This is a genomic window from Methylobacterium sp. 22177 (assembly GCF_052045615.1).
Taxonomy (GTDB): domain Bacteria; phylum Pseudomonadota; class Alphaproteobacteria; order Rhizobiales; family Beijerinckiaceae; genus Methylobacterium; species Methylobacterium radiotolerans.
The window spans coordinates 81,908-107,976 of record NZ_JBQEPK010000008.1 but is presented as its reverse complement, the minus strand read 5'-3'; the positions used below and the strand labels follow the sequence as shown (position 1 = coordinate 107,976).

At 73.3% G+C, this 26,069-nt stretch carries 21 protein-coding genes; 15 read left to right on the top strand and 6 right to left on the bottom strand.

Annotated elements, in window-relative coordinates:
• The first annotated feature begins 11 nt into the window (after positions 1-11).
• From ACTJK8_RS10720 to ACTJK8_RS10710, 3 genes are all read left to right on the top strand, one after another.
• On the top strand, positions 12-995 hold the full coding sequence (locus tag ACTJK8_RS10720) for a sulfate/molybdate ABC transporter ATP-binding protein (RefSeq protein ID WP_012318101.1): 984 nt from the start codon (positions 12-14) through the stop codon (positions 993-995).
• Between the two features lie 39 nt (positions 996-1,034).
• Positions 1,035-2,084 (top strand): cysteine synthase A, encoded by a 1,050-nt coding sequence (locus tag ACTJK8_RS10715; RefSeq protein ID WP_440761913.1) that lies wholly within the window; start codon positions 1,035-1,037, stop codon positions 2,082-2,084.
• Positions 2,085-2,205: 121 nt separating this feature from the next.
• Positions 2,206-2,361, top strand: a complete 156-nt coding sequence (locus tag ACTJK8_RS10710) for a hypothetical protein (protein ID WP_007563230.1) — start codon at positions 2,206-2,208, stop codon at positions 2,359-2,361.
• 102 nt (positions 2,362-2,463) lie between these two features.
• On the opposite strand, the gene ACTJK8_RS10705 is transcribed toward ACTJK8_RS10710, so the two are convergent.
• Positions 2,464-3,936 carry a serine protease gene (locus tag ACTJK8_RS10705; RefSeq protein ID WP_440761912.1) on the bottom strand — a complete coding sequence of 491 codons (1,473 nt, stop codon included), beginning with the start codon at positions 3,934-3,936 and terminating at the stop codon, positions 2,464-2,466.
• Between the two features lie 193 nt (positions 3,937-4,129).
• On the opposite strand from ACTJK8_RS10705, the gene ACTJK8_RS10700 reads away from it, so the two are divergent.
• Positions 4,130-4,306 carry a hypothetical protein gene (locus tag ACTJK8_RS10700; protein WP_012318104.1) on the top strand — a complete coding sequence of 59 codons (177 nt, stop codon included), beginning with the start codon at positions 4,130-4,132 and terminating at the stop codon, positions 4,304-4,306.
• Between the two features lie 52 nt (positions 4,307-4,358).
• Here ACTJK8_RS10700 and ACTJK8_RS10695 read toward each other — a convergent pair whose 3' ends face one another.
• Together ACTJK8_RS10695 and ccrA are read right to left on the bottom strand one after the other, a co-directional pair.
• Complete coding sequence (locus ACTJK8_RS10695; protein WP_440761911.1) at positions 4,359-4,658, bottom strand: alkylphosphonate utilization protein; 300 nt, start codon at positions 4,656-4,658, stop codon at positions 4,359-4,361.
• A gap of 170 nt (positions 4,659-4,828) precedes the next feature.
• Entirely contained in the window at positions 4,829-6,115 is a 1,287-nt protein-coding gene (gene ccrA / locus ACTJK8_RS10690) for a crotonyl-CoA carboxylase/reductase (RefSeq protein WP_012318106.1), read from the bottom strand.
• Between the two features lie 612 nt (positions 6,116-6,727).
• Here ccrA and ACTJK8_RS10685 point away from each other — a divergent pair.
• The 4 genes from ACTJK8_RS10685 (at position 6,728) to ACTJK8_RS10670 (ending at position 12,632) form a co-directional block, all read left to right on the top strand.
• Positions 6,728-8,770: a protein meaA gene (locus ACTJK8_RS10685; RefSeq protein ID WP_440761910.1), complete on the top strand. Its 2,043-nt coding sequence runs from the start codon at positions 6,728-6,730 to the stop codon at positions 8,768-8,770.
• Between the two features lie 110 nt (positions 8,771-8,880).
• Positions 8,881-10,566: a methyl-accepting chemotaxis protein gene (locus ACTJK8_RS10680; protein ID WP_440761909.1), complete on the top strand. Its 1,686-nt coding sequence runs from the start codon at positions 8,881-8,883 to the stop codon at positions 10,564-10,566.
• Between the two features lie 67 nt (positions 10,567-10,633).
• Positions 10,634-11,695 (top strand): MraY family glycosyltransferase, encoded by a 1,062-nt coding sequence (locus tag ACTJK8_RS10675; protein ID WP_440761908.1) that lies wholly within the window; start codon positions 10,634-10,636, stop codon positions 11,693-11,695.
• 16 nt (positions 11,696-11,711) lie between these two features.
• Positions 11,712-12,632 (top strand): NAD-dependent epimerase/dehydratase family protein, encoded by a 921-nt coding sequence (locus ACTJK8_RS10670; RefSeq protein ID WP_070998749.1) that lies wholly within the window; start codon positions 11,712-11,714, stop codon positions 12,630-12,632.
• Positions 12,633-12,645: 13 nt separating this feature from the next.
• Here the strand turns inward: ACTJK8_RS10670 and ACTJK8_RS10665 are convergent, their stop codons facing one another.
• Positions 12,646-13,569, bottom strand: a complete 924-nt coding sequence (locus ACTJK8_RS10665) for a class I fructose-bisphosphate aldolase (protein ID WP_024830779.1) — start codon at positions 13,567-13,569, stop codon at positions 12,646-12,648.
• A gap of 213 nt (positions 13,570-13,782) precedes the next feature.
• Between ACTJK8_RS10665 and ACTJK8_RS10660 the strand changes: the two genes are divergently transcribed.
• Positions 13,783-14,307, top strand: coding sequence for a SixA phosphatase family protein (locus ACTJK8_RS10660; protein ID WP_440761907.1), 525 nt, complete (start codon positions 13,783-13,785; stop codon positions 14,305-14,307).
• Between the two features lie 4 nt (positions 14,308-14,311).
• Here the strand turns inward: ACTJK8_RS10660 and ACTJK8_RS10655 are convergent, their stop codons facing one another.
• Complete coding sequence (locus ACTJK8_RS10655; RefSeq protein WP_024830778.1) at positions 14,312-15,346, bottom strand: alpha/beta fold hydrolase; 1,035 nt, start codon at positions 15,344-15,346, stop codon at positions 14,312-14,314.
• Between the two features lie 217 nt (positions 15,347-15,563).
• On the opposite strand from ACTJK8_RS10655, the gene ACTJK8_RS10650 reads away from it, so the two are divergent.
• Together ACTJK8_RS10650 and ACTJK8_RS10645 are read left to right on the top strand one after the other, a co-directional pair.
• The gene (locus tag ACTJK8_RS10650; protein ID WP_012318116.1) at positions 15,564-16,046 is read left to right on the top strand and encodes an Hsp20 family protein; all 483 of its coding nucleotides are present in this window, start codon (positions 15,564-15,566) and stop codon (positions 16,044-16,046) included.
• Between the two features lie 171 nt (positions 16,047-16,217).
• Entirely contained in the window at positions 16,218-17,216 is a 999-nt protein-coding gene (locus ACTJK8_RS10645) for a GNAT family N-acetyltransferase (RefSeq protein WP_043073317.1), read from the top strand.
• A gap of 143 nt (positions 17,217-17,359) precedes the next feature.
• On the opposite strand, the gene ACTJK8_RS10640 is transcribed toward ACTJK8_RS10645, so the two are convergent.
• Positions 17,360-17,809 (bottom strand): RNA polymerase subunit sigma-70, encoded by a 450-nt coding sequence (locus ACTJK8_RS10640; RefSeq protein WP_440761906.1) that lies wholly within the window; start codon positions 17,807-17,809, stop codon positions 17,360-17,362.
• Positions 17,810-18,015: 206 nt separating this feature from the next.
• Between ACTJK8_RS10640 and ACTJK8_RS10635 the strand changes: the two genes are divergently transcribed.
• The 4 genes from ACTJK8_RS10635 to ACTJK8_RS10620 all read left to right on the top strand — a co-directional run bounded on the left by ACTJK8_RS10635 (position 18,016) and on the right by ACTJK8_RS10620 (position 26,039).
• The gene (locus ACTJK8_RS10635; RefSeq protein WP_440761931.1) at positions 18,016-18,876 is read left to right on the top strand and encodes a Kdo hydroxylase family protein; all 861 of its coding nucleotides are present in this window, start codon (positions 18,016-18,018) and stop codon (positions 18,874-18,876) included.
• 16 nt (positions 18,877-18,892) lie between these two features.
• Positions 18,893-19,192 (top strand): antibiotic biosynthesis monooxygenase family protein, encoded by a 300-nt coding sequence (locus ACTJK8_RS10630; protein WP_010685588.1) that lies wholly within the window; start codon positions 18,893-18,895, stop codon positions 19,190-19,192.
• 129 nt (positions 19,193-19,321) lie between these two features.
• Positions 19,322-24,622 (top strand): alpha-2-macroglobulin family protein, encoded by a 5,301-nt coding sequence (locus ACTJK8_RS10625; protein WP_440761905.1) that lies wholly within the window; start codon positions 19,322-19,324, stop codon positions 24,620-24,622.
• Positions 24,623-24,914: 292 nt separating this feature from the next.
• Positions 24,915-26,039: a mechanosensitive ion channel family protein gene (locus ACTJK8_RS10620; protein WP_063111033.1), complete on the top strand. Its 1,125-nt coding sequence runs from the start codon at positions 24,915-24,917 to the stop codon at positions 26,037-26,039.
• The last annotated feature ends 30 nt before the right edge of the window (positions 26,040-26,069 follow it).

The window sequence follows — 26,069 nt, the reverse complement described above, 5'->3', positions numbered from 1 at the left end:
ACACGGCGGCGGTGCTGCACGACCTGTCGCTGGACGTGCGGGCGGGCGAGCTGATCGGGCTGCTCGGACCCTCGGGCTCGGGCAAGACGACGCTGCTGCGCATCATCGCCGGGCTCGACGCGCCGGACCGGGGCCGGATCCTGTTCGGGGACGACGACGCCACCGGCCTCGCCGTGCAGGAGCGGGCGGTGGGCTTCGTGTTCCAGCACTACGCCCTGTTCAAGCACATGAGCGTGGCCGACAACATCGCCTACGGGCTGAACGCGCGGCGCCGCGCCGACCGGCCGGCCAAGGCCGAGATCAAGCGCCGGGTCGGCGACCTGCTCGACCTGATCCGGCTCTCCGGCTTCGGCGACCGCTACCCGTCGCAGCTCTCCGGCGGCCAGCGCCAGCGGGTGGCGCTCGCCCGGGCCCTCGCGGTCGAGCCGCGGGTGCTGCTGCTGGACGAGCCGTTCGGGGCGCTCGACGCCCAGGTCCGCAAGGACCTGCGCCGCTGGCTGCGCGAGATCCACGACCGCACCGGCCAGACCACGATCTTCGTGACCCACGACCAGGACGAGGCGCTGGAGCTGTCGGACCGCGTGGCCGTGCTCGACCGCGGCCGCCTGGAGCAGGTCGGCACGCCCGACGAGGTGCAGGAGAACCCGGCCTCCGCCACCGTGATGAAGTTCCTCGGCGATTCCGTCGAGGTCGAGGCGATCGCCGAGGGCGGCCGGGTGCTGGTCCGGGGCCGGGAGACCCCGGTGGCGGCGCCCGCCAGCCTGTTCGGTCCGGTCAAGCTCTACGTCCGGCCCTGGCAGTTGCAGCTCGCCGAGCCCGAGGCCGCGCACCTGTCCGGCACGGTGCGCAGCTCGTACCGGACGCAGGGCCGCCAGCGGATCGAGGTGGCCGACCCCGAAGGTCGCGTCCTCGCCGTGGAGGATTTCGACGGCGTGCGCTACCCGGCCGGCCACCCGGTCGGCCTGCGGATCAACGGCGGGCACGTGTTCGGGTGAGGCTCGCCAGCGGCCGCGCGGCACCCTAGGCTCCCGACCATGACCGGACCGAGTCGCGAACCCGCCCCCGACATCCTGGCCGCCGTCGGCCAGACGCCGCTGATCCGCCTGCGCCGCGCCTCCGAGGAGACCGGCTGCACCATCTACGGCAAGGCGGAGTTCCTCAATCCCGGCCTGTCGGTGAAGGACCGCGCGGCGCTGTCCATCGTTCGGGACGCGGAGGCGCGGGGCCTGATCCGCCCGGGCGGCACGATCGTCGAAGGCACCGCCGGCAACACCGGCATCGGCCTCGCCCTGGTGGCCTCGGTGCGCGGCTACCGGACGCTGATCGTCATCCCGGCCACCCAGTCCGAGGAGAAGAAGCAGACCCTGCGGCTCGCGGGTGCCCGGCTGGTGGAGGTGCCGGCGGTGCCCTTCGCCAACCCGAACAACTACGTCCACGTGGCCCGGCGGCTCGCGGACAGACTCGCCGCCACCGAGCCGGCGGGCGCCTTCTTCGCAGACCAGTTCGACAACGTCGCCAACCGGCAGGCCCATGTCGACGGCACCGGCCCGGAGATCTGGGCGCAGACCGGCGGCCGTGTCGACGGCTTCGTCTGCGCGGCCGGGACCGGCGGCACGCTGGCCGGCACCGCCGAGGCCCTGCGCGCCCGCAACCCGCAGGTGCGGATCGCGCTGTCGGACCCCGAGGGCTCGGCCCTCTATGCCCACTACACGACCGGCACACTGAAGGCCGAGGGCTCCTCGATCACCGAAGGGATCGGGCAGGGGCGGATCACCCGCAACCTCGAGGGCTTCACCCCCGACCGCGCCTTCCGGATCCCGGACCGCGAGGCCCTCGACATCGTCTTCGGGCTGATGCGGGAGGAGGGGCTGTCGCTGGGCGGCTCGTCGGGCATCAACGTCGCCGGGGCGATCCGGCTGGCCCGGGACCTCGGGCCCGGTCACACCATCGTGACGATCCTCTGCGACGGGGCGGCCCGCTACGCCTCGAAGCTGTTCAACCCGGCCTTCCTCGCCGAGCGCGGCCTGCCGGTTCCGGGCTGGCTCGACGCGCCGCAGGAGGCCCTGCCCGACTGGCACGCTTGAGGCCCGAGCCTCATCCGGAATTTTCCTCACAAAAGCGTGGCTTGGCGTTGAACGGAACGGAATGTCGCAGCGTTTGAACGGTCACGCTCGCACCAGCGCGACCGTCCGGAGAACGCGACCGATGTCCCTTGTCACCATCCTGCTCATCATCCTGATCATCCTGGCCTTCGGCGGCGGCGGCTTCCTCGGCGGCGGCGCGTATCGCGGTCCCGGCTTCGGTCTGGGCGGCATCCTGCTGATCGTGCTGATCGTGCTCCTGGTCACCGGGCGGCTCTGAGCCGCAGCCCGTCGCCTGGGCGGAGGAACCGTCCGCCCAAGTCCCCGGACGGCCGCAGATGCCGGCCGCCGGGCGCCAGGGGATCCGCCCGCGGCGCGCACCCTAGCGGCAGGTGATCCCCACCACGGCGGGCGCGACCGCGCCGGGCCCGCCACCCGGCTGCGGCGGCGCCGGGGGGACGCCCTGGGCGGAGAGGAAGGCGTGGATCGCCCGCGCCGGCACGAGCGGCAGGCGCGCCGGCGGCACCACCCCGGCGACCCGGCGCGGCGCCGCGGGGTAGCGGGCGACGAGCCCGACGAGGGTCCCCGACCGTTCGAGCACCGGCGCGCCGCCGGAACCTGGCTGGAGCGCCGCGATCACGTCGCCGCCCCGCACCTCGCCGGGGGCGGCCTGGACCCCGTCGGGGCCCGGCGCCAGGGCGATCACGCTCTCTTCGGCACCGACGGGCTCGATCCGGATCGCGGCCCGGAGCGGGGCGGGGGCGCCGGGCACATCGAGGAGGGCGAGGCCGGCCGGATCGGTGGCGAGCACCCGCACCGGCGTCGCGCCGACGCGGGGCTGCGCGCAGCCCTCCAGCACGGCGGAGGCGGTCAGAACGCGTCCCGGCGCCACCGCGAGACCCGCGCCCGATGCCGGCGCGGGGGAGAGGCTCGCCGGCCTCAGGGGGGCGGCGGCCTGCGGCGAGGGCGCCGGGTTTGCGGCGGCGCGGGTCGCCGGCGCCGGGCCCGCCGAAAGCTGGGCGGCCGGCGCCGCGGCGGGGTCCGGAAACGGCACGAAGGCGTTCGCCACGGCGATGACGAGCCGGTCGACCTCCGGCGCGAGGGCGCGGTCGTAGCCGAGCAGGAAACCGCGCACGCCCTCGGGGCCGGACGCGTAGCGGATGTAGGACAAGCCCGGCCCGGTCTCGGCGGTGACCACCACGGTGTCCGGCCGCCGCAGCTTGTAGGTCACCTTGCGGCCGGGGAGCGGCGCGGTCGCCTTCTCGAACAGCGCGTCCAGGCTCTCGGTCCCCGGCGGGAAGGCGCGGGATTCGAGGGTCACGCGCCCGTCCTGGCTCTGCCAGCGGGTTCCGGAGGGCAGGGCGGTCCGTTTCGCCAGGAGCCTCTCGGGCACGCCCATCACGGCGCCGGTCCTGGGATCGACCGCGACGCGGAAGCGCGCCGCGTTCCGCGCCGCCGCGCCGGCGGCCAGCAGCGCCGCCCGGCCACGCGAATCGAGGGGGTCGGCCCCGCCTGTCCGGGCCGCGTAGGCGTTGAGCGCCTCGAAGGTCCGACGTCCGAAGGCCCCCGACACCACGGCGTTGAAGTCGCCGGTCCAGACCAGGGCGTCCTGGACGGCCTTGCGGTCGGCCTCCGGGAGGGCCTCGAAGCCCGCCCTCATCGCCTCGAAGGCGGGATCGGCCAGCGCTCCGGGCGCCGGCGCGGGTCTCGGCGCGACCCGCGCGGGGGCCGGCCGGTCCTGGCCGGCGACCGGCCCGGTCCCGAGGGCGATCAGGATCGCGAGGGCCGTCGCGCGCCGGGCGCGGCCGCGCGGGGCGTCCGGGATCCGACACCGCGACGCGTCACCCGAATCCATTCCCGCCCTCCGACCCTCGACGTCCCGATCCTGGCAGAGGCCGCGGCGACAGGCCAGGTCAATCCGGTCCCGGCGACCGTGCGTCCGGAACCGCGATGCGCTACAGGGCGGATACCCGGCCCTGGGCGGCGGCCGGATCCCGGATCGCTCGTCCGGCTACGCGATGCCGCCACGGTTCGACGCGGAGCCCGGCATGAGCGACACGAACAACACCTTCAAGAAGGCGCCCAAGCGCAAGGCCGCCAAGGGAAAGAGCATCAGCGTGTCGCCGGAGATGCGGCAGGCCTACGCCGACCTGATCCAGGAGCGTGCGGAGAAGCAGGAGGCCTACGGCCGCCACCTGCCGCAGGACGAGACGCGGCGGCGCTGACGCGAGGATCGGGGTCGCGCCGGCAGCGCGAGGCCCCGACCGGACCGTCCGCTCAGCGCTTGCGCACGAATTCGGTGCGCAGCACCAAACCCTTGATGGTGTCGTGGCGGCAGTCGATCTCGTCCGGATCGTCCGTGAGCCGGATCGACCGGATGACCGTGCCCTGCTTCAGGGTCTGGTTGGCACCCTTGACCTTGAGGTCCTTGATCAGCGTGACCGAATCGCCGTCGGCCAGGACGTTGCCGGCCGCGTCGCGGACGGCCCTCGTCTCGGGGGGCGTGGCGGCGGACCCGGGCGGGAGCCACTCGCCCGTCGCCTCGTCGTAGACGTGAGCCTCGTCGTCGCCGGTCAAATCCGTGCCCCCTGTTCGGATCGGGGCCGGGTCCTGTCAGGATCGCGTGGGCCCGTCATCCGCGCGTCCCGGCACACCGAACCGGTCAGCGAGTCGGCGCGGGACGCCGCGAGCTTAGCCGATCGGACCGGCCCCGCGCGAGCGCGGCGGGGCCGGTCCGATCGAGCGCCCTACCGCTTCAGCGGACCGGCCTCGATCACGTCCTCGACCGTGCGCAGGCCGGCGCGCGGTGAGTTGACGAGGCAGGCCATGTTGCCCGGCGGGTGCTGGTTCTTCCACATCTTGGTGTGGGCCTGGGGGATCTTGTCCCAGGGGAAGACCTCGCTCATGCACGGGTCGATCCGCTGGTCGAGCACGAACTGGTTCGCCGCCGAGGCCTGCTTGAGGTGGGCGAAGTGCGAGCCCTGGATGCGCTTCTGCCGCATCCAGACGTAGCGGGCGTCGAAGGTGATGTTGAAGCCGGTCGTACCGGCGCAGAACACCACCATGCCGCCGCGCTTCACCACCAGCGCCGAGACCGGGAAGGTCGCCTCGCCGGGATGCTCGAACACGATGTCGACGTCCTGCTTGCCGGTGATGTCCCAGATCGCCTTGCCGAACTTCCGCGCCTCCTTGGTCCAGGCGTGGAACTCGGGGCTGTTGACCTTCGGGAGCTGGCCCCAGCAGTCGAAGTCCTTGCGGTTGATGACGCCCTTGGCGCCGAGGCTCATCACGTAGTCGCGCTTCGACTCGTCCGAGATCACCGCGATGGCGTTGGCGCCCGAGGCCGCGCAGAGCTGCACGCCGAACACGCCGAGACCGCCCGAGGCGCCCCAGATCAGCACGTTCTGGCCCGGCTTCACCGTGTGCGGGGCGTGGCCGAACAGCATGCGGTAGGCGGTGGCGAGCGTCAGCGTGTAGCAGGCGGCCTCCTCCCAGGTGAGGTGCTTGGGCCGCGTCATGAGCTGACGCGACTGCACCCGGCAAAACTGCGCGAAGGAGCCGTCGCCGGTCTCGTAGCCCCAGATGCGCTGCGAGGGCGACAGCATCGGGTCGCCGCCGTTGCACTCCTCGTCGTCGCCGTCGTCCCGGTTACAGTGGACGATGACCTCGTCGCCGACCTTCCAGCGCTTCACCTTGGAGCCGACCTTCCAGACGATGCCGGAGGCGTCGGAGCCCGCGATGTGGTACTCGCCCTTGTGGACGTCGAAGGGCGAGATCGGCTCGCCGAGGCCCGCCCAGACGCCGTTGTAGTTGACGCCCGCCGCCATGACGTAGACCAGCACCTCGTCGTCGCCGATCTCCCAGACCGGCAGCACCTCGAGCTGGTGGGACTGCTCCGGGGGTCCGTGCCGCTCGCGCCGGATCGCCCAGGCATACATCTTGGCCGGCACATGACCCAGCGGCGGGATTTCACCCATCTCGTAGAGGTCCTTGACCTCCCCGCCCGTCGGACTGATCGCAGCGCTCGCCGCCATCTCGCTCTCCTCTCGTCCCGCGTGTTGCTCACGGCCGCGGTTCTCCATCGCGCTATAACGGCGATGCCGGAGGCGTCCAAGTGGGCCGAAAGTCGAAAGCCGACGGTTTCCGACATGAAAAAAGCGCGAGCACAGGGCGCGCAGCCACGTATTCAAAATCGGCTTTCCGGCAGATCAAGTATTATTCGGCGCTGGCCTTGACCGCCCCGGTGCCGAGACCTTCCCCGACCCCGCCGCCGCGAACCTGAGCTGCTCCCGGACGCCCGGCGAGCACATGCAGCTCTAAGTCCTTGGTAAGACGTGCTCTCTCGCGCCTGAACAGCGGCAGGTCCCGCGAAGAACAGATCAGGTGGACTTTATACCAGCACTGACAAAGCCGTCCGCGACCGTCGGCGGGGTCCGTCCGGGCGGCGGTCGCGGACGGCGTGCGGGCGGCCGCGCGCCGCGGCGCCTTCAAATCCCGCTGTTCCGGCGGGCAAGTTTTTTCATGAGCCGGGAAAGCCCGGTCGGGCGTCTTGCACTTCCGTCCCGGATGACGCGTGCCCAACCCTTCGCTACGGTGACCGCAAGGCCGCGCCCCGCGCGGATACAAAGATCACACGGAGGCGAGGAATGGGCGCGAGCGTCGCCGAGACCAGGAGCGACAAGTCGAGCCGCGACAAGCCCTGGATCATCCGCACCTACGCGGGGCACTCGACCGCGGCGGAGTCCAACAAGCTCTATCGGGGCAACCTCGCCAAGGGCCAGACCGGCCTGTCGGTCGCCTTCGACCTGCCGACCCAGACCGGCTACGACCCCGACCACGAGCTGTCCCGCGGCGAGGTCGGCAAGGTCGGCGTCTCGATCGCGCATCTCGGCGACATGCGGACCCTGTTCCAGGACATCCCGCTCGCCCAGATGAACACCTCGATGACGATCAACGCCACGGCCCCGTGGCTGCTGGCGCTCTACCTCGCGGTGGCCGAGGAGCAGGGCGCGCCGATCGCCGCGCTCCAGGGCACGACCCAGAACGACATCATCAAGGAGTACCTGTCGCGCGGCACCTACGTGTTCCCGCCCGCGCCGTCCCTCCGGCTCACCAAGGACGTGATCCTGTTCACGACCCGGAACGTGCCGAAGTGGAACCCGATGAACGTCTGCTCCTACCACCTTCAGGAGGCGGGGGCGACGCCGGTCCAGGAGCTCTCCTACGCGCTCGCCATCGCCATCGCGGTGCTCGACACCGTGCGCGAGGACCCCGAATTCGACGCCGCGAGCTTCCCGGAGGTGTTCGGCCGGATCTCGTTCTTCGTGAACGCGGGCCTGCGGTTCGTCACCGAGATCTGCAAGATGCGGGCGTTCTCGGAGCTCTGGGACGAGATCGCCCGGGAGCGCTACGGCATCGACGACCCGAAGAAGCGCATCTTCCGCTACGGCGTGCAGGTGAACTCTCTGGGGCTCACCGAGCAGCAGCCGGAGAACAACGTCCACCGCATCCTGATCGAGATGCTGGCGGTGACGCTGTCCAAGCGCGCCCGCGCCCGCGCGGTGCAGCTCCCGGCCTGGAACGAGGCGCTCGGCCTGCCGCGGCCCTGGGACCAGCAATGGTCCATGCGCATGCAGCAGATCCTGGCCTTCGAGACCGACCTGCTGGAATACGACGACATCTTCGACGGCAGCCACGTGATCGAGGCCAAGGTCGAGGAGCTGAAGGCGCAGACCCGCGCCGAGCTGGAGCGGATCGGCGGCATCGGCGGCGCGGTCGCGGCGGTGGAGACCGGCGCGCTCAAGCGCGCGCTGGTGGAGTCGAACGCCCGCCGGATCTCGGCCATCGAGGCCGGCGAGCAGATCGTCGTCGGCGTCAACAAGTGGCAGCAGGGCGAGCCGTCGCCGCTCACGGCCGGGGAGGGGGCGATCTTCTCCGTCTCCGAGACCGTCGAGATGGAGGCGCAGAGCCGGATCCGCGAGTGGCGCGGCCGCCGCGACGAGAACGCCGTCGGCCAAGCCCTCGACGCCCTGGAGCAGGCGGCGCGCTCCGGCACCAACATCATGCCGCCCTCGATCGAGGCCGCCAAGGCCGGCGTCACGACGGGCGAGTGGGGCGCGCGCCTGCGCGCGGTGTTCGGCGAGTACCGGGCCCCCACCGGCGTGACGGTCGAGACGGTCTCCAGCGGCGCGGCCGAGGAGGCCAAGCTCCTGATCGCCGATCTCGGCGAGCGGCTCGGCGAGACGCCGAAGCTCGTGGTCGGCAAGCCCGGCCTCGACGGCCATTCCAACGGCGCCGAGCAGATCGCGCTCCGCGCCCGGGACGTCGGCTTCGACGTCACCTACGACGGCATCCGCCAGACGCCGGCCGAGATCGTCGCGAAGGCCAAGGAGACCGGCGCCCACGTGGTCGGCCTGTCGATCCTGTCCGGATCCCACGTGCCGCTGGTGCGGGAGGTCCGCGCCAAGATGCGGGAGGCGGGGCTCGACCACATCCCGGTGGTGGTCGGCGGCATCATCTCGCCGGAGGACGAGCTGGTCCTCAAGAACATGGGCGTGCGCGCCGTCTACACGCCGAAGGACTACGCCATCGACCAGATCATGGTCGGGCTCGCCAAGGTGGTGGAGAGGGGCCTGGAGCGCCGGGACGGCCCGTCGAACCAGCCGCGCGCAGAGGCTCAGGTCTACTAGCGGACCGAGCCTGCCCGGACCGCGCGCGGTCCGGGCAGGACCAAACAACCTTAATATTTCTCAGACAAGCATAGGCCCCGGTCCCACCTGCGGGACCGGGGACGAATCCTATGCGCGCCGGTATCTCCATCGCGGCCAAGCTCGGCCTGTGCCTCGCAGCCCTGGTGCTGCTGATCGCCGCGACGAGCGGCCTCTCGCTGGCCGAGCTCGGCCGCATCGAATCCGCCGCCGCGCAGCTGCGCGACACCCGCATCCCGGCCACCGATGCCCTCGGCCGGATCGGGATCAACTTCATGCGGCAGCGGGTCAACGCCGTCCGCCTGATCACCGCCGACACGCCCGAGCTGCGGGCCGAGGTCGCCGACCAGATCGCCAAGCGCGACGCGCTGCTCGCCGCCCAGTACGCCCGATACGAGGCCCTGCCGCTGACCCAGCCCGAGCGCGAGGCCTACGCGGCCTTCCGCCAGCACGTGGCCACCTACGCCGAGCAGCAGCGGGAGGCGGTGGCCAAGGCCGAGGCGGGCGACGTCGCCGGCGGTCAGCGGATCTACAACACGACGATGTCGGACAGCATCCGCGCCATCATGGCCGACTGGGAGAAGCTCGTCGCCCTGAACGGCGACGGGTCGCAGGCGAGCGGCACGCTGATCGCGCAGACCTACGACGCCGCCAAGCGGAACGTGCTGGCGCTCGCCGGCCTCGCCCTGGCGGTGGCGCTCGGGGCGTTCGTGCTGGTGACCCGCGGCGTCAGCCGGCCGCTCCGGACCATCAGCGCGGTGACGCAGCGCCTCGCGGCGGGCGACGCCGAGGTGGCCATCCCCGGGCAGGAGCGCCGCGACGAGATCGGGGCTCTGGCGGGCTCCGTGGTGGTGTTCCGCGACAACCTCGTCCGCGCGCGCGCCCTGGAAGCCGAGACGGCGCTGGCCCGCGCGGACGCCGAGACGCAGCGCCGCGCCGCGACCCGGGCCATGGCCGACGCCTTCGAGCAGGCGGTGGGCGGCATCGTCGGCGGCGTGTCGGCGGCGGCGACCGAGCTGGAGGCGACCGCGCGGTCCCTCACCGGCAGCGCGGCGGACGCGGCCGGGCAGTCCGGCACCGTCACGAGCGCGGCGAGCGACGCCGCCGCCAACGTCAACACCGTCGCGGCCGCCGCCGAGGAGCTGGGCTCCTCCGTGCAGGAGATCGGCCGGCAGGTCAGCGGCTCGGCGGAGCTCGCGCGGGTCGCCGTCGCGGAGGCGACCAACACGGTGGCGCTGGTCCAGGACCTGAGCAGCGCGGCCGCGAAGGTCGGCGACGTGGTGGCGCTGATCTCCGGGATCGCCGCCCAGACCAACCTGCTGGCGCTCAACGCCACGATCGAGGCGGCGCGCGCCGGCGCCGCGGGCCGCGGCTTCGCGGTCGTCGCCTCGGAGGTCAAGGCGCTCGCCGAGCAGACCGCCCGGGCCACCGAGGAGATCACCGGCCAGATCGGCCGGATCCAGTCCTCCACCGGGCAGGCCGCGTCGGCGATCGACGGGATCGGCCGGCGCATCCGCGAGATCGACGGCGTGGCCGCCAGCATCGCGGCCGCCGTGGAGCAGCAGGGCGCGGCCACCCAGGAGATCGTCCGCAACGTCGCCGAGGCGGCCGCCGGCACCGGCGCGGTGACCGGCACCATCGCGAGCCTCGCCCAGTCCGCCGAGGAGACCGGCACCGCCGCCGCCCAGGTGCTCGGCGCCGCGACCGAGATGTCGCGCCAGTCCGAGCATCTCGGGGCGGAGGTCGCGCGCTTCCTCGCCACGGTGCGGGCCGCGTAGGGAGCCCCTCACGGTCGGGCGGCAGATCGCGTAGGACGGCACCATACCGCCCGCCCTGCCGCCCGACATGCCGCCCAACTTGCCGCCCAACTTGCCGCCCGCACTGACCACGATCCTGCTCCTGGCGGTACCCCTCGCCGCCGCCCTCTCGGCGGGCCTGATCCTGCGCCTGCGCCCGCTGCTGCAGCGCTACGCCCTGGCCCGGCCGAACGCCCGCTCCAGCCACACCGTGCCGACCCCGCAGGGGGGCGGGATCGCCGTGGTGACGGCCCTGGTCACGATCTCGGGCCTGCTGATCGCGGCGCCGGAGATCGGCGGCCGGCCGGACTGGATCTGGCTCGCGGGCGGCGCCCTGGCCCTGGCGCTCCTCGGCGCCGTGGACGACGTCCGGCCGCTGCCGGCCGCCCTGCGGCTCGCCGTGCAGGCCGTCGTGGTCGGCCTGCTGGTCTGGCACCTCGACGGGCGCCTGCTGCCGGGCCTGCCGCTCTGGCTGGAGCGCGGCCTCGCGCTGCTGGCGGGCCTTTGGTTCGTCAACCTGACGAACTTCATGGACGGGCTCGACTGGATGACGGTCGCGGAGATCGTCCCGGTGGCGGGCGCGCTCCTGCTCATCGGCCTCGTCGGGCACCTGCCGCCGCTGCCGACCCTGGTGGCGGCGAGCCTCCTGGGGGCGGTGCTGGGCTTCGCGCCGTTCAACCGGCCGGTCGCGCGGCTCTTCCTCGGGGATGTCGGCTCGCTGCCGGTCGGGCTCGTCACCGCGTGGCTGCTGTGCCAGCTCGCCCTGGCGGGCGGCTTCGCCGCCGCCCTGCTGCTGCCGCTCGTCTACCTCGCCGATGCCAGCCTGACCCTCGCCGCCCGGGCGGCGCGGGGCGAGCGGGTCTGGGAGGCCCATCGCGGGCACTACTACCAGCGGGCCACCGTCAACGGGCTCGGCGTGCCCGGCGTGGTCGGGCGGGTGTTCGCGGTCAATCTCGCCCTGGCGGCGCTCGCCGCCGCGACCTTGTTTTGGCCGTCCTGGACGGTCACGCTCGCCGCATCGGCTGCCGGGCTCGCCCTGGTCGCCGCCCTGCTCCGCCGCTTCGCCCGCGCCCCGGCACCGGGCCCAGCCGAAGGTGCCGCCCAGCCGTGAAAGGTGCCGCCCAGCCGTGACCGGACTCATCGCGCTCACCGGGGCGACCGGCTTCATCGGCCGCCACCTGCTCGCCGACCTCACCGCGCGGGGCTACCGGGTCCGCGTGCTGCTGCGCCGGCCCACGACCGTGCCGGAGGGCGCGGCGAGCGCGGTCGTGGGCGACCTGACCCGCCCGATCAACATGGCCGCGGCCCTCAGCGGCGTCGACGCGGTGGTGCATTCGGCCGGCCTCGCCCATGCCATGTCGGGGGCACCGGAGGACGACTACCGCACGCTCAACACCGAGGCGACGCGCCGGCTGGCGGAGGCCGCGGCGCGCGCGAAGGTGCGTCGCTTCGTGTTCCTGTCGTCGATCCGCGCGCAGGTCGGGGCGAGCGCGCCGGGCGTGGTCGGGGAGGGCGATCCGCCCCGGCCCACCGACGCCTACGGCCGCTCCAAGCTGGAGGCCGAGGCGGCGCTCGCCGAGATCGGCCTGGACTGGGTCGCGCTGCGCCCCGTCCTCGTCTACGGGGCCGGCGTGAAGGGCAACATGGCCGCGCTCCTGCGGCTGGCGCGCAGCCCCTACCCGCTGCCGCTGGGCGGCCTCGCGGCGCGGCGCTCGCTGATCTCGCTGGAGAGCCTGTCGGGCGCCGTGGACGCGGTGCTGGCGGCGCCCGCCCCCCTGAACCGGGCCCTCGTCGCGGCCGACCCGGACCCGCTCAGCCTGCCCGAGATGATCGCGTCCCTGCGCCAGGGCCTCGGGCGCGGCCCGGGCCTCGTCCCGGTGCCGGCCGGGCTCCTCCGGCTGGCCTGCCGGCTGACCGGCCGGGACGCGCAGTTCGCCCGCGTCGCCGAGGGGCTCGTCGCCCGCGCCGACGGGCTCGCGTCCCTCGGCTGGCGGCCGGCCGGGTCGACCCGCGACGGGCTCGCCCGACTGGCCCGCGGCGGCGGCTGAGGCGCGGCCCGCCTCAGCGGCCCGCGTAGATGTCGGTGATCTTGCCGAGCAGCGACAGGGCGTCCGCCTTCGAGCGCTGGAAGGCGTTGCGGCCGACGATCGAGCCGAACCCGCCGCCCGCCTGGATGGCGCGGATCTCGTCGAGGAACGTCGCCTCCTCGGCATGGGCCCCGCCGGAGAAGATCACGATCCGCCGCCCGTTGAAGGCGCATTGCACCACGTGGCGGACGCGCTCGGCCGCCGTGCCGATCGGGATGCCGGTCGACTCGTAGACCTTCCTGGCCGCCGGCTGCTCGATATGGGCCGAGGGCAGCTTGACCTTGATGATGTGGGCGCCGAGCTGCGCGGCGATCTGGGCCGCGTAGCCGATCACGTCGATGGCGGTCTCGCCCTCCTTCGAGAGGGCAGAGCCGCGGGCGTAGGACCAGATCACCACGGCGAGGCCGACGCTCTTGGCCTCCTCGGCGATCTCGCGGATCTGCCCGTACATGGCGTTGCGGTGGGCCGAGCCCGGGTAGATCGTGAAGCCGATCGCGCAGGCGCCGAGGCGCAGGGCGTCCGCCACCGAGCCGGTGATCGCCTGCTCGGGATCCTCCTCGTCGGCGAGGAGGTCGTGGTCGTTGAGCTTCAGGATGAGCGGGATGCGCCCGGCATAGTCGCGCGCGCCCGCTTCCAGGAAGCCGAGCGGCGCCGCGTAGGCGTTGCAGCCGGCCGCCAGGGCCAACTCGAAATGGTAGTGCGGGTCGTAGGCCGGCGGGTTCGGGCCGAAGCTGCGCGCGGGCCCGTGCTCGAAGCCCTGGTCGACGGGCAGGATCAGCATCTTGCCGGTGCCGCCGAGCTTCCCGTGCTCCAGCATCCGGGCGAGGTTGGTGAGGGTCCCGGGGCTGTCGGCCCCGTACCACGACAGGATCTCGGTGACGCGGGCGGATCGGTCCATCGGGCAGCCTCCTGGCCAGAGACCGTCGCGCCGCGGATCGGGCCGCGGGTCGTGCGCGGACGGCTCGCGGTCGGAACGATGAGGGCAAAGCCGAGGTTCCCGCACGGGGCGCTTTCGGCTAACCGGAGGTGAGCGGGCGCCGCCCGGTCTGGGCGCGCGCGCCGGAACCAGGAGCCCCGAGGCCGGCCCACGATTCGCGTCAGAGGTTCGCTCATGCGCAGGCTGATCCTGCTGCGGCACGCCAAGTCCGACCGTCCGCCGGGCGTGGCCGACCACGAGCGCCCGCTCAACGAGCGCGGGCGACGCGCCGCCCCGGCGGTGGGCGCCCACCTCGCGCGGGAGGGCCTGTGCCCGGATCTCGCCCTGGTCTCCACCGCCGCGCGGACCCGCGAGACCTGGGCCGCGGTGGAGGCCGCCCTCGGCAGCCCCGAGACGCGCTGGCACTCCGAGATCTACGAGGCGCCGGCGGATCGGATCCTCGGGGTGATCCGGCAGGCGCCCGACGCGGCCGCCACGCTGATCGTGGTCGGCCACAACCCGGGCCTCGGCGACCTCGCGGCGGCGCTCGCCGGGTCGGGACCGCGGGCGGCCCGGGACCGGCTGGCCCTGGAATTCCCGACGGCGGCCTGCGCGGTGATCGACTTCGACGGCGACCACTGGGCGGAGATCGCGCCGGGACGCGGGCGCCTCGACCGGTTCGTGCGCCCCCGGGACATCGACCCGGATCTCGGCGGCTGACGCCTCAGGCGACCGGCACCGCGACGGCGTGCGCCTCGACCTCCGCGTGGGTCGGCAGGGGCGAGCCCGGCACGAAGGCCTCGAAGGCCGCCCAGAAATCCTGCCGGATCGCGTCGCGCTCGGTCAGGATCTCGTGCCGGGAATCCGGCAGGACCAGGATGTGGCCGGCCTTCAGCCGGGCGGCGAAGCGCTCGGTGTCCGCCGTGCCGCAGACCGGGTCGGCGCCCGCCGCGACGATCAGGGTCGGCAGCCCGATCCGCGGCGCCGCCCGCGGGTCGCGCAGCCGCGCCATCGCGCGGAACGCCTCGGCGAGCCACGCGATCGTCGGGTCGCCGACCGCGCCGGCGCCGACCTGTCGGGCCGCCGCGGCGTTGCGGGCGTAGCGGACGGGATCGCGCGACAGGCGGTTGCCGGCGTACGGGTTGGTGGCGATCGAGACCGGCTTGCCGAACGGGATGTAGCGGCTCCCGAGGCCGAGCCGCTGCAGCCCCCGCGACAGGATCGCGGCGCCGGCCGGCCAGCGAATCATCCGGATCGACAGCATCGGCGCCAGGGTCACCAGCCGCCGGAACGGCAGCGCGCCGTCGAGGGCCGCGAGGAGGGCGACGCATCCGCCCATGGAATGGGCGAGGCCGACATGGGGCTCGGGCATCAGCGGCACCAGGATCGTCTCGGCCACGGCCCGCAGGTCGAGGCGGTAATCGTCGAATCGGGCGACGTGGCCCTTGTGTGGATCGTCCACCCGCCGGTCCGATTCGCCCTGGCCGCGCCAGTCGAAGGCGACGACCGCGAAGCCCCGGGCGCGCAGCTCGTGGATCGTCTCGTAGTACTTCTCGATGAACTCGGCCCGGCCCTGGAGCAGGCAGACGGTGCCCCGGCAGGTGCGCGCCGTCGTCTGCCAGTAGGCCGCCCGCAGGGTGCAGTCGTCGCGCGTGCCGACGGCGATCAGCGTGCCGCCCGGCGGGACCGGGTTGTCGGGCGTGCTGCGCAGGGTCAGGAGCGGCGGCTCGCGCCCGGTATCACCGTCGAAGCGTCTCACTGGCCTCACCTCAGCGCCTCCGCGCACCGGTCGCTGCACCCTCCGATGCACTGTGCGACCGTAGCGAAAAAATCTCGTTTCCCGCCATCGCCGGGGGTCTTGAAGCGCGATTTTCCCCCTCCGATATCTCGTCTGTGCCGGCCGTCAGGCGGCACGAGAGACGGGTCCGGCCCATCGGGCGGACCGGAATTGCATGTTGCTCAGACGAGGATATGTCATGCGTCAGTTCGATCTCGCTCCCCTGTACCGCTCCACCGTCGGCTTCGATCGCCTGTTCTCCGCCCTCGACCAGTTCGCGAGCGCCGAGGCGGCCCCGACCTACCCGCCCTACAACATCGAGCGGACCGGCGAGAACGCCTACCGCATCACCGTCGCGGTCGCCGGCTTCACCGAGTCCGACCTGTCGATCGAGGTGCGGGAGAACGCGCTCACGCTGAAGGGCGAGCGCAAGGCCGAGGGCAAGGCGGAGTTCCTGCACCAGGGCATCGCGGCCCGCGCCTTCGAGCGCCGGTTCCAGCTCGCCGACCACGTCCAGGTGACGGGCGCGGCGCTGGAGAACGGCCTCCTCCACATCGACCTCGTCCGCGAGGTCCCGGAGGCGAAGAAGCCCCGTCGCATCGAGATCGCCTCGGCGGCGCGCCCCAGCGCCCCGGTGATCGAGGGCGACGTCCGCAAGGACGCGGTCCAGCAGGCCGCCTGATCCCGCCCGAGGCGGAACCGTCAGGTTCTGATCGGGCCCCGATCAGGCTCTCGGAGCGCCCCGGCCCCGGCCGGGGCGCTTTCTCGTGGCGGCTGTCATAATGGCGTGTGGCCGTCGTGCTCTCTGTCGGATTCGACGGTGCACGGACGCGCACCCGGAGTGAACCCGACCATGGTCGCCAATCTCGCCCGCGGAGCCTACAGCGCGCTCGGAGCCGGCTGGCACAAGGGCGTGCAGTGGGGCGTCGGCGCGCCGATCGCCAAGCTGCGCCGCCGGGCAGTCCCGCTGCCGGGCGTCGCGGGCGCGGGCGGAATCGACGACGTGCTCTCGGCCGAGCGGGCGATCCGCCTGCCCGAGCCGTTCGAGGGCCGCAGCCTCGGCCGCATCGGCAGCCTCGAGGTCCGGCTGGCGACGCGGAAATCCGAGATTCGGCGGGCCCAGCGGCTGCGCTACAAGGTCTTCTACGAGGAGATGTCGGCGGTGCCCTCCGGGCTCGCCGCGCTGTCCCGCCGCGACGTCGACGGCTACGACGCGGTCTGCGACCACCTGCTCGTTCTCGACCACGCGGTGCCGAGGCGGAAGAAGCCGTTCGTCGAGCCGCGCCCGAAGGTCGTCGGCACCTACCGGCTGCTGCGCGGCGAGGTGGCCGAGCGGCACACCGGCTTCTATTCCGAGAGCGAGTACGACCTCGCGCCGCTGCTCGCCGCGCAGGGGCACCGGCGGCTCCTGGAACTCGGCCGCTCCTGCGTGCTCAAGCCCTACCGGAGCAAGCGGACCGTCGAGCTGCTGTGGCAGGGGATCTACGCCTACGTCCTGCACCACCGGATCGACGCGCTGATCGGCTGCGCGAGCCTGGAGGGTACCGATCCGGACCGGTTGGCCCTTCCGCTCGCCTTCCTGCACCACCATGCCCGCGCGCCGGAGGGCTGGCGGGCTCGGGCGCTGCCGGAGCGGGCGGTGGCGATGGACCGGATGCCGCGCGAGGCGGTGGATGCCAAGGCCGCCCTGCAGGCCCTGCCGCCGCTGATCAAGGGCTACCTGCGCCTCGGCGCGACCTTCGGCGATGGCGCGGTGATCGACCGCCAGTTCGGCACGACGGACGTGTTCGTCACGCTGCCGGTCGAGGTGATCGGCGCGCGCTACCGGGGCCATTTCGCGCCGGCGGGGTGAGCGGCCGCTCCGGGAACCCGGAGGGTTCGTAGCTCAGCGTCCTCGCGCGCGGAGCGAGGCAACCCGGGAGCGCCGCGCTTCGCGGGATCGCGCTGCCCTCACTCGCTTCGCTCCGCTCGCCAGGACGAGGGTGCTGCAGGCCCTTAAAGATCCCCCAATGCCAGCTGACCCTGGTTGCGCGCCTTCGGCGGCGCGGCCTTGCGCTCCTTGGCCCGCCCGGAGGCGGGGCGGGCGGCGGGCGGCCTCTTGGGCTTCGGGTCGCCGCGCATCCGGGCCACCGCCTTGTCGCGGGCCACGGCCTCCGGGGCGCTCGGGTCGTCGGTCAGCCACTTGCCGCGCTTGATCACCTCGTTCACGCGGCCCTGATTGACCCCGACCTTGAAGGCGATCTCCTGCTGGGTCATGCCGGTCGTGGCGTGCAGGTCCAGGATCGCCCGGGCGAGTTCCGGGGTCATCTTCTGTCCGGTCAGCCGCCGGGCGGGCTTCACCGTCCGGGTCGCGCGGTCGCGCTCGCGCAGGCGCTCCAGCAGCGCCAGCGCCATGTTCATGCCGTGCTCGCGCAGGGCTTCCTCGAATTCCTTCAACGTCGCCATCGGCGCCATCCTCCGCCGGGCTCTCGGGCCGGGTGCTGGCCGAGGAACGTGCCGGGAACGAAGCGGTTGCGCAAGCCGATCGGGCGGGCGCCCTCCGCCGGGCCGGTGGATGACACCCGTCGTCCACCGGAAATGCGCGGCGCTGGCCTCCCCCCGGCGGCTCCGCTACAGGGGGCCGCACCGTGACGGCAGCCAGCGCGCAGACGATGATCAGCCCGATCCGCAGAATTGCCCCCGGCGAGACGCCCGGCTCCCTGGCGCGGGAGCTGGAGGCCGGGGCGGTGCTGCTGTTCCCGGACCTGCCGTTTCCGTTCAGCGCCTTCGAGCGCCGGTTCACCGAGCGGCCCTTCGCGGACGGCAAGGCCAAGAACGTCAACATCCGCGGCGAGGCCGCCGAGCTGCGCGGGGCGGCCGGCACGCCGGAGGAGCAGGAAGCCCTGCGCCAGCTGCTGATCCGCTACCGCGCCTTCGCCCGCGAGCTGATCGGCACCTATCTGCCCGAGTACCGCGACCGGGTGAGCCTCGCCGGCACCTCCTACCGGCCCTTCGACGTCGACCGGCGCAAGCTGAGCTGGCGGCGCGACGACACGCGCCTGCACGTCGACGCGTTCCCGTCGAACCCGATCGGAGAGAAGCGGATCCTGCGGGTGTTCCGCAACGTCAACCCGGCGGGCGAGCCGCGCCGCTGGCGGGTCGGCGAGGATTTCGGGTCGATGGCGCAGAAGTTCCTGCCGCGGCTGCCGGGCTACTCGCCGCTCTCGGCGCGCCTGCTCGCGGCTCTGCGCATCACCAAGGCGAAGCGCTCGGAATACGACCACCTGATGCTGCACCTGCACGACGCCCTCAAGCAGGACGAGGCCTATCAGGCCGAGGCTCCCCAGGCCGACGTGGAATTCCGCCCGGGCGAGACCTGGGTGACCTTCTCCGACCTCGTGATGCACGGGGCCATGGGCGGCCGCTACATGCTGGAGCAGACCGCCTACCTGCCGGTCGCCGCCCAGGCCGACCCGGCCCTGAGCCCGCAGCGCATCCTCGCGGCCAAGCTCGGCCGCGCCCTTCGCACCTGAGACAGGGACGTCACCGATGATCCTCGAAATCGCGCAGATCGAGATCAAGCCCGGCCTGGAGGCCGAGTTCGAGAAGGGCATCACCGAGGCCTCGGCGATCTTCAAGCAGGCCAAGGGCTGCCGGCACTTCGAGGTCCGGCGCTCCATCGAGCATCCGCAGCGCTACCGGCTGCTGATCCACTGGGACACGCTGGAGGCCCACACGAAGGACTTCACCGGCTCGCAGCCCTGGCAGGATTACCGCGCGCTGGTCTCCCACTGCTTCGCCGGCCCGGTGGCCGTCGAGCATGCCGAGCAGGTGCTGAAGGCGTTCTGAGCCTCGGCGCGGGTCCGGGCAGAGCCTCCGGCGGCCCGAAGCGTTGCGACACCGACCGCCGGTGCTAGGCTCCCGCGCGACCGGACCCGAGGCGAATCATCGGGGTCGCGGCGGGTGGAGAACAGGCTGATGGCGCGGCTCGGACGGCTCGCGGGTGCCCTGGCGCTCCTCGGAGGAATCGCGGGCGTTCCGGCTCTCGCCCAGTCCCCGCTCGCGCAATCCCCGCCTGCGGCCCGCACCGCGCCCCGGCCGGCCATCGCCGCGCCGTTCGCCAGGACCTTCGTCCGGCCCGACCTCGCCAGCGCGGCGGTCCGCCTGGAGACCGCGCTCAAGGCGGAGGCCGGAGGCCCGCTGCGGCCGGCCGGCCAGTCCCGCGCCGCCGGGCTGGCCCTGCTCGCCGCCGACAAGCCGGACGAGGCGCTGGCGCCGCTCACCGCCGCGGTGGCGGCCGACCCGACCGACGGGCGCAACTGGCAGGCCTATGCCCGCGGGGCCGCCGCGGCCCTGGGCGCGCTGGAGGACAACGACTACCAGGGGCGGTCGCGGCTGCGCGGGCGGGTGACGGCCGCCGCCTACCGCGCCTACGAGCGCGCCGGGACGGCCGCCGACGCCGCGGCAGCGCTGGCCGCGCTCGGCGCCGCGGAGGCCGAGCAGGAATCCTGGCGCCCGGCGCTCGACGGCTACGCGGCGAGCCTCGCCCTGGCCGAGACCGGCCCGGTCCGAGAGACCTACGAGACCCTGCGGACCGAGCACGGATTCCGCATCCTCGACTACAAGGTCGATTCCGACGCCGCCGCCCCGCGGGCCTGCTTCACCTTCTCGGAGGCGATCAGGCCCAAGACCGACTACGCGCCCTTCGTCGCCGTGTCGGGCAGCAGCGCGGCCGCCGTGACCGGGGAGGGCTCCCAGGTCTGCGTCGACGGACTCAAGCACGGCGGCCGCTACGCCATCGTGGTCCGCCAGGGCCTGCCCTCGGCCGTCGGCGAGAGCCTGCTCAAGGCCGCCGATTACGAGATCTACGTTCGCGACCGCGCCCCGCAGGTGCGCTTCACCGGGCGCAACTACGTCCTGCCGCGGACCGGGCAGGCGGGCGTGCCCCTCGTCTCGGTGAACGCGCCGAAGCTCGACGTCGAGGTGCTGCGCATCGGCGACCGCGGCCTGCTGCCGACCTTGCGGTCGGAGGATTTCCTGGGCCAGCTCAGCGGCGCCACCGCCCGGACGATCGCGTCCGAGAAGGGCCAGCGCGTCTGGAAGGGCACCCTCGACACCACCAAGGCGGAGGTGAACCAGGAGGCCGTCACCGCCTTCCCGGTCCTCCAGGCCGTGGGCAAGCTGGAGCCGGGCCTCTACGTGATGCTGGCCCGCCCCTCCGGCACGGCGGCTTCCGACGAAGAGTACGACACCCAGGCCACGCAATGGTTCGTGGTCTCCGACCTGGGACTCACCGCCACCAAGGGGCGGGACGGGGTCCACGTGGTCCTGCGCTCGCTCGCCTCCGCGCAGGTGATGCCGGGCGCCGAGATCCGGCTGATCGCCCGCAACAACGAGGTGCTGGGCACGCGGACCACGGACGCGCAGGGGCACGTCGCCTTCGATCCGGGGCTCGCCCGCGGGGAGGGCGGCCTCGCGCCGAGCCTCGTGGTCGCCCAGGCGGGCGGCGATTACGGCTTCCTCGACCTCAACCTCGGCGCCTTCGACCTCACCGACCGCGGCGTGAAGGGCCGCCCCGAGACCGGCGGCCTCGACGCCTACCTGTTCCCGGAGCGGGGGGTCTACCGGACGGGCGAGACCGTCCAGCTCACCGCCCTGCTGCGCGATCCCCGCGGCGCCGCCGTGCCGGACCTGCCCCTGACCCTGGTGGTCAAGCGGCCGGACGGCGTCGAGTACCGGCGCGTCTCGGTGCCCGACCAGGGGCTCGGCGGCCGGGCCCTGCCGCTGCCGCTCCTGTCGGGGGCGATGCACGGCACGTGGCGGGTCTCCGCCTACACGGACCCGAAGGCGCCCGCGATCGGCGAGACCAGCTTCCTGGTGGAGGATTACGTCCCCGAGCGGCTGGAAGTGACCCTCAAGGCCCGTCAGGCGGCCCTGAACAGGGGCGAGGCCGCCCAGGTCGACGTCGCCGCCCGCTACCTCTACGGCGCCCCGGGCGCCGATCTCGACGTGTCGGGCAGCGTGACCGTGCAGGCGGCGGCCACCAGCGGCATCAAGGGGCTGGAGACCTATTCCATCGGTCTCGACGACGAGGCGGTCGAGCCGGCGACCCAGGAACTGCAGGACCACGCCACCACGAACGCGCAGGGCGGCGCCACCGTCACGGTGCCGGTGCCGCAGGTCGTGGCCCCGCGGGCGCTGGAGGCGAAGATCACGCTGGCGGTCGGCGAGCCCGGCGGCCGGGCGCTGTCGCGCAGCCTGACCCTGCCGATCCTCCCGGCCGGCCCGGTCCTCGCCCTGCGCAAGGGCTTCACCGACCTGAAGGAGGGCGGGATCGCGGGCTTCGACGCGGTGTTCGCGAGCCCCGACGGGGCGCTCCTCGCCCGGCCGGGCGTGAGCTGGACCCTGTCGCGGATCGACTCCTCCTACCAGTGGTACCGGGCGGACGGGCGCTGGTCGTTCGAGGCGGTGAAGTCCGCCCGGCGCGTCGCCAGCGGCACCGTCGACCTCACGGCCGCCGGTCCGAGCCGGATCGAGGCGCCGGTCGGCCTCGGCCGCTACCGGCTGGAGGTCTCGGCCGCGGGCGCCCCGGAGGCGAGTGCGAGCCTCGGCTTCGAGGTCGGCTGGGGCGGCTCCGAGACCGCGGAGGCGCCCGACCTCCTCGACCTGACCCTCGACAAAGCCGCCTACGCGGCCGGCGACACCCTGCGGGCCAAGCTCAGCCCGAAGTTCAGGGGTCAGGCCAGCCTGATGGTCGTCAGCGACCGCGTGCACCAGACGCTTGAGGTCAGCGTGCCGGAGGGCGGCACCACGGTCAGCCTCCCGGTGAAGGCCGAGTGGGGCGCAGGCGCCTACCTGGTGGCCACCGCCTACCGACCCCTCGACCAAGCGGCCAAGCGCCTGCCGGGCCGGGCGCTCGGCCTGGCGTGGTTCTCGGTGGACCGGGAGCGGCGCAGCCTCGGCGTCGCCGTGAAGGCGCCGGAGCGGGCGCGTCCGCGCCAGGACCTGACCCTGCCGGTCCAGCTCACCGGGCTCAAGGCCGGCGAGCCGGCGCGGATCACCGTGGCGCTGGTCGATGTCGGCATCCTCAACCTGACCCGCTACGCGGCGCCGGACCCGACCCAGTACTTCCTCGGCCAGCGGGCGCTCGGGCCGGAGGTCCGCGACCTCTACGGCTATCTGATCGACGGCATGCAGGGCTCGGCCGGGGCGATCCGCTCCGGCGGCGACGCGGGCGGCGGCGAGCTCGCCGATTCCCCGCCGACCCAGGCGCCGCTGGCGCTCTATTCCGGCGTCGTGACCGCGGGGCCGGACGGCGCGGCCAGCGTCACCTTCCCGATCCCGGCCTTCAACGGCACCGGCCGCGTGATGGTCACCGCCTGGAGCGGCGACCGGGTCGGGCAGGCGCAGGCCGACGTGATCATCCGCGACCCGGTCGTGCTCAGCGCCACGCTGCCGCGCTTCCTCGACACCGGCGACCGCTCGCGCTTGTTCGTGGCCCTCGACAATGTCGAGGGGCAGGCGGGCGACTACACGGTCGACCTGAGCCCGACCGGCCCGGTCGTGGTCGGCGCCAGCGCGCTGCGCCAGACGCTGCGGCTGGAGGCCGGCGCCAAGGGCCAGTTCGCGATCCCGCTCACCGCCGCCGGGCCGGGCACGGCCCGCCTCGACCTCGCTTTGTTGGGACCCGGTCTCCCGGCCGCCCTGAACCAGAGCTTCGCCCTGGGGATCACGCCGGGGACCGGCGCCCTGCTGCGCCGCTCGGTGCGCAGCCTCGCCCCCGGGGGGGGCCTGACGCTGACCTCGGACCTCCTCGCCGACCTGCAGCCCGGCACCGGCAGCGTCTCGCTCTCGGCCACGGCACTGCCGGGGGTCGACGTGGCGGCCCTGCTCCGGGCGCTCGACCGCTACCCCTACGGCTGCTCCGAGCAGGTGGTGAGCCGGGCGATGCCGCTGCTCTACGTCAACAAGCTCGCGGCCCTGGAGAAGCTCGCCCTCGACGCGGGCGCGGACGAGCGGGTGCGCGAGTCGATCGAGCGCCTGCTCGCCCGCCAGGATTCGAGCGGCGATTTCGGCCTGTGGTCGGCGCAGGGGTCGAGCGACCTCTGGCTCGACGCCTACGTGACCGACTTCCTGACCCGCGCCCGGGAGCGCGGTTTCGCGGTGCCGCAGAAGGCCTTCGCCCAGGCCCTCGACTACCTGCGCAACGCCGTGGCCAACGCCACGGAGGTGCGCAACGGCGGCGCCGACCTCGCCTACGCGGCCTACGTGCTCGCCCGGAACGGCCGGCCGGTGATGGGCGACCTGCGCTACCTCGCCGACACCAAGATCGGCGATTTCTCCTCCGCCCTCGGTCGGGCGCAGCTCGCCGCCGCCCTGGCGCTGCTGGGCGACCGCGGCCGGGCCGCCAAGGCGATGGAGTCGGCGCTGACCGTGCTGCGGACCGACCGCGACAAGGGCCAGTACCGCGCCGATTACGGTTCCCGCCTGCGCGACGGGGCCGGGCTGATCACCCTGGCCGCCGAGAGCGGGCTGGCGCAGGGGGCGCTGGGCCCCGCGGCTTCTGTGCTCGGCGAGGAGCAGCAGGCCGACCGGGCGACGAGCACGCAGGAGAATGCCTGGATGGTGCTCGCTGCCGAGAGCCTCTCGAACGAAGCGGGCGGCCTGTCATTCACCCTGGACGGCGCGCCGCAGACCGGGACGCTCGCCCGGGTCTACCGGGAGGCAGCCCTCGGCGAGCGGGGCGTTCAGCTCACCAATACCGGCCGCAACCCTGTGCAGGTGGCCGTGACCGTCAACGGCAGCCCCCTGGTGCCGGAGCCGGCGGCGCAGCAGGGCTACACGATCGAGCGCAGCTTCCGCCGCCTCGACGGCAGCACCGTCGACCCGGCGAGCGGCCTGCGCCAGAACGACCGGCTGGTGGTGGTGCTCAAGGTCACGGAGGCCAAGGCGGAGGCGGCGCGGCTCCTGCTGGTCGATCCGCTGCCGGCGGGGCTGGAGATCGACAATCCGAAGCTCCTCGACGCCGACGCGCTCCAGGGGCTCGCCTTCGCCAAGTCCGACGTGCAGCCGGTCCACACCGAGTTCCGCGACGACCGGTTCGTGGCGGCCTACGACCGTGACCCGAGCCAGTCGGCGTTCTTCACGGTGGCCTACACGGTGCGGGCGGTCTCGCCCGGGACCTACGTCCATCCGGGCGCCACCGTGGAGGACATGTACCGGCCGGCGCGGTTCGGCCGGACCGCCTCGGGCAGCGTGACGGTCGGGGCGGCGAAGTAGGGCGGCCGGCGTTCGAGCGCTGCGCTCGACGTCGACCTCGCGTCATCGCGAGCGCAGCGAAGCGACCCAGGGCAGCGTGCCATCGGTGAGCTTGCCGCTTCCCTGGATTGCTTCGCTGCGCTCGCAGAGACGCGGTGCTGACGCCATCGTCCGGCCCCCGCCTCGGACGCGAAGGCGCAACCCGCTGCGCCGGGCCGCTGCGTTGCGGCGAGCACATGGTGCGCTGCGGAACTCCCGCCAGCGCCCACCCATTGCCACAGGTCCCGTTCGGAACCCGTGGAGGCGATGCCCGATGCCGGACCTCGACGCGCTCGCCGGCTCCGCAGCCCGCGCGCTGGCCTACCTGCCGTGGTGGGCCGAGAGCCTGATCCTCATCGTCGCCTGCTGCGCCGTGGTGATGCCCCTGCATGGGGTCGTCTACCGGGCGATGAAGCGGGCGGTCGCGGGCAAGAGCCTGTTCTGGCGCTCGCTGGTGTCGCGGACCCACGGGCCGAGCCGCCTCGGCCTGATCGTGGTGACGATCAGCCTCGCCTCCACCACGGTGCACCTGTCCTGGGAGGTGCGGATCGCCCTCAATCAGATCCTGCTGGTGGCCTTCGTGACGCTGACCGGCTGGTGCTGCGCCACCGCGCTCCACATCGCCACGGTGATCTACCTGCGGCGGTTCAAGCTCGACGCCGAGGACAACCTCCTGGCGCGCAAGCACTTCACGCAGATGCGCATCCTCGAGCGGGCCGGCGTGACGCTGGTGGCGCTGATCACCCTCGCGGTGGCGCTGATGACCTTCGAGCCGGTGCGCCAGTACGGCGTCAGCCTGCTGGCCTCGGCCGGCGCGGCGGGCCTCGTCCTCGGGCTGGCCATGCAGCCGGTCCTGTCGAACCTCGTGGCCGGCATCCAGATCGCCATCACGCAGCCGATCCGGATCGAGGATGCGATCATCGTCGAGAACGAGTGGGGCTGGGTGGAGGAGATCACCGCGACATACGTGGTGGTCCGCCTCTGGGACTGGCGCCGGCTGGTCCTGCCGCTGACCTACTTCATCCAGAAGCCGTTCCAGAACTGGACCCGCGACGGCGCCTCGCTGATCGGCAGCGTCTTCCTCTACGTCGACCATCGGGCGCCGGTCGCGGCGATGCGCGAGAAGCTCGCCGAGATCGCCAGGGCCACGCCCCTGTGGGACGGCAAGGTGGTCAACCTCCAGGTCTCGGACGCGAAGGAATCAACGATCGAGATCCGGATGCTGGTGAGCGCCCGCAACGCGCCCCAGGCCTGGGACCTGCGCTGCGTGGTCCGCGAGGCGATGATCACGTGGCTCCAGGCCGAGCACCCGGAGGCCCTGCCGCGGCACCGGACGGAATGGGTCGGCGCCGAGGAACCGGCGCTGCGCCGGGCGGAGGCGCGGCGGTTCGCGGCGTGAGCGACACCATTCCGTGTTCCGGATTCCCCA

Coding starts and splice junctions, on each gene's coding strand:
- ACTJK8_RS10715 (WP_440761913.1), top strand. CDS start 1,035: ATGACCGGACCGAGTCGCGAACCCGCCCCCGACATCCTGGCCGCCGTC.
- ACTJK8_RS10710 (WP_007563230.1), top strand. CDS start 2,206: ATGTCCCTTGTCACCATCCTGCTCATCATCCTGATCATCCTGGCCTTC.
- ACTJK8_RS10705 (WP_440761912.1), bottom strand. CDS start 3,936: ATGGATTCGGGTGACGCGTCGCGGTGTCGGATCCCGGACGCCCCGCGC.
- ACTJK8_RS10700 (WP_012318104.1), top strand. CDS start 4,130: ATGAGCGACACGAACAACACCTTCAAGAAGGCGCCCAAGCGCAAGGCC.
- ccrA (WP_012318106.1), bottom strand. CDS start 6,115: ATGGCGGCGAGCGCTGCGATCAGTCCGACGGGCGGGGAGGTCAAGGAC.
- ACTJK8_RS10685 (WP_440761910.1), top strand. CDS start 6,728: ATGGGCGCGAGCGTCGCCGAGACCAGGAGCGACAAGTCGAGCCGCGAC.
- ACTJK8_RS10680 (WP_440761909.1), top strand. CDS start 8,881: ATGCGCGCCGGTATCTCCATCGCGGCCAAGCTCGGCCTGTGCCTCGCA.
- ACTJK8_RS10675 (WP_440761908.1), top strand. CDS start 10,634: ATGCCGCCCAACTTGCCGCCCAACTTGCCGCCCGCACTGACCACGATC.
- ACTJK8_RS10665 (WP_024830779.1), bottom strand. CDS start 13,569: ATGGACCGATCCGCCCGCGTCACCGAGATCCTGTCGTGGTACGGGGCC.
- ACTJK8_RS10660 (WP_440761907.1), top strand. CDS start 13,783: ATGCGCAGGCTGATCCTGCTGCGGCACGCCAAGTCCGACCGTCCGCCG.
- ACTJK8_RS10650 (WP_012318116.1), top strand. CDS start 15,564: ATGCGTCAGTTCGATCTCGCTCCCCTGTACCGCTCCACCGTCGGCTTC.
- ACTJK8_RS10645 (WP_043073317.1), top strand. CDS start 16,218: ATGGTCGCCAATCTCGCCCGCGGAGCCTACAGCGCGCTCGGAGCCGGC.
- ACTJK8_RS10640 (WP_440761906.1), bottom strand. CDS start 17,809: ATGGCGACGTTGAAGGAATTCGAGGAAGCCCTGCGCGAGCACGGCATG.
- ACTJK8_RS10635 (WP_440761931.1), top strand. CDS start 18,016: ATGATCAGCCCGATCCGCAGAATTGCCCCCGGCGAGACGCCCGGCTCC.
- ACTJK8_RS10630 (WP_010685588.1), top strand. CDS start 18,893: ATGATCCTCGAAATCGCGCAGATCGAGATCAAGCCCGGCCTGGAGGCC.
- ACTJK8_RS10625 (WP_440761905.1), top strand. CDS start 19,322: ATGGCGCGGCTCGGACGGCTCGCGGGTGCCCTGGCGCTCCTCGGAGGA.
- ACTJK8_RS10620 (WP_063111033.1), top strand. CDS start 24,915: ATGCCGGACCTCGACGCGCTCGCCGGCTCCGCAGCCCGCGCGCTGGCC.